Here is a 2,052-nt window from a genome sequence, read left to right as displayed (position 1 = left end):
TGCTTCTCCGGATGATAGCGGCAGGACAAGCTTCCGGCTGGAACTGCCCGGTGCAACGACACGTGCGGCGGGTGACACTTATACACCTACGCGCTACATTATGGAAGTCTATCCAAGCAGCAGCGTCGCAAGTGGCACTCCCCTTATGCATATAGAGCAGGATAATGGAACATTTGACGTATCGCTAACCTACGGCAACACCTACACTTGCCTCTTTTGGGCGGACAACGGCACACCGGATAACGCAGTGAACGATGAGTATGAAGCTGCCGACCTGAAAGCCATAAAGATACAAACCGACGTCTGTCCCGCCAATCCGGCATACGGAGGAACGACGCAGGTGACTGCCGGAGTTTCCAGTGCAGATGCCTACACCATCCGGCTCAATCATGCCGTGGCAAAGGTGAATTACATTCAGACGAAACCCTTGACAGCGGCAGGCAATACGCTGACTGTTGTATTTCCGACTACTTTCCAACTGAACGTGGGAGACTGGAGCACCGGTGAAATTGCGAGCATTACCACCACACATGTTTTCACTAATATAGATAAGGTGGAAAACGAAACCACCATTGCCACCAGCTATATCATTGCACCATCGGCTACGGCAAGCACACAGAATCTCAACATTACACTGAATACGAATCTACCAAGATAATCTCAAACGTACCTTTGCAGAGGAACTATAAAACCAATATGAGAGGTGCATTCAGTGACCTTTACAATGCCGATATGGCATGCACGCTTACCCCGGAATGGGATTCACCCGAAACAGGCAAAGATTTGATTTCCATTTGGGACGGAACAACCATTACCCAGCCGGCAGATTATACCGAAACGCCGGGAGAAGTAACAATAACTTCTGCCGCCCAACTGGCATGGCTGGCCCAACAGAGCGATGCCACCAATCAGAAGACTTTCAGCGGCTATACCTTCACCCTGACCACGGATATAGACCTGAAAAGTCATTTATGGCCGCAGATAGGACATTTCGATAACGGGTTTCAGGGCACACTGGACGGCAACGGACACACCGTGCGAGGCGTCTATGCCAATAATGGCGATACGGAACGGTACGTTGGCTTTATCAACTACCTGAATAATGGCGGAACAGTGAAAAACATAACCATCCGTGGCTACGTAAGCGGATTGGGGCCTGTAAATACCAATTGCCGTTTTGGAGGCCTCGTGGGGCAAGCAAAAGGAAGTACCATAGAAAACTGCCACAATGCCTGCACACTTGTGGTCGGAGGAGAACAACTTGTAGCCGGAGGCATTGCCGGATATGCCGAAAATACGCTTATCAAAGACTGCACGAACGAGGGAGCCATTAAGAACACCGGAAACAACACTATACTAATCGCTATCGGAGGAATAGTTGGAGAATTGATTAGTAGAGAATCCGCTACATCTACTTTAAGCGAGAATGTGAATAAAGGGAAAATAGCTTATACGTCCATATCTAATGGTGGGTATTTAGGAGGAATAGCCGGAAATGTTTACGCTCGTGAAACGATAACAGTGAGCAATAACATAAATAGCGGAGAGGTTATAACAACCTTCGGAGAATATAATAGCAAAAATAATATGGGAGGTATTATAGGACAACTTTGTACTTTCAACATAAATACAGGAACTGTCACGATAAGCGACAACCAGAATAAGGGAAATGTATCTTCCGATTATGACAATGACCGTAGGGGAGGCATTATAAGTTTGGCTTTAGGGGATGCCAAGATGCCCATCACGCTGACGAACAATAGCATAACGGAAGGCAGCCCCGGAGATATAGTTATTGCCTTTTGTATACCGGGTGGTGGCACCATTACCGTTGACGGTACTCCTGTAACCGAGAGCGGACCTTATCCCGAGAAACCGTAGAATCAGACATGGAAAACATTTAATATTTCAACTATGATAAAGAATAAACTTTTCCTTTTGTCCCTCGGCTTGGCAGCCTTGCTGACGGGATGCAACAATGAGGGTGACGCGGGCGCTTCTCCGGATGATAGCGGCAGGGCGAGCTTCCGGCTGGAACTGCCCGGTGCAACG

The 2,052-nt window shown here is 48.1% G+C and carries 2 protein-coding genes; both read left to right on the top strand.

The features are described from left to right. Positions 1 to 658 (top strand): hypothetical protein (locus tag BN161_RS29870; RefSeq protein ID WP_044267063.1); only part of this gene is annotated, 658 nt, incomplete at its 5' end. 38 nt (positions 659 to 696) lie between these two features. Then, positions 697 to 1,881, top strand: coding sequence for a GLUG motif-containing protein (locus tag BN161_RS13485; protein ID WP_044267061.1), 1,185 nt, complete (start codon positions 697 to 699; stop codon positions 1,879 to 1,881). The last annotated feature ends 171 nt before the right edge of the window (positions 1,882 to 2,052 follow it).

Source organism: Bacteroides timonensis (assembly GCF_000513195.1).
Classification (GTDB): Bacteria; Bacteroidota; Bacteroidia; order Bacteroidales; family Bacteroidaceae; genus Bacteroides; species Bacteroides timonensis.
The sequence above is the reverse complement of the archived record's forward strand: the minus strand, read 5'-3'. Positions and strand labels throughout refer to the sequence as shown.

What these genes read in the sequence shown, in the direction of transcription:
- BN161_RS13485 (WP_044267061.1), top strand. Translation starts at nt 697, where the DNA reads ATGAGAGGTGCATTCAGTGACCTTTACAATGCCGATATGGCATGCACG.